Below are 220 nucleotides of genomic sequence, written 5' to 3' on the forward strand. Positions count from 1 at the left end.
GCCCCGAGGACCCATTTCGCGCAACATGCGCCACAGTGCGCCAGCCCCGCCGGACTGGCTGCGTGCGGTCGTCAGTAGCTCCCAGTAAGCGGCCAGACGAAATATACGCAGCTGGCCGGCTTCCTCGACAAGTTCATAGCAGAGATGGGTCGGCGTCACCACGCTCGCCCCGGAGGGCAGCGTGATATGAATATCCAGGTCGCGCCAGACATGCTGGCCA

Annotated in this window: 1 protein-coding gene; it reads right to left on the reverse strand. The window is 64.1% G+C overall.

Features of this window, described 5'->3' with window-relative positions:
• Positions 1 to 220 (reverse strand): hypothetical protein (locus tag A3709_RS23860; RefSeq protein ID WP_197484231.1); only part of this gene is annotated, 220 nt, incomplete at both ends.

Source organism: Halioglobus sp. HI00S01 (assembly GCF_001635445.1).
GTDB classification, from domain to species: Bacteria; Pseudomonadota; Gammaproteobacteria; order Pseudomonadales; family Halieaceae; genus Halioglobus; species Halioglobus japonicus.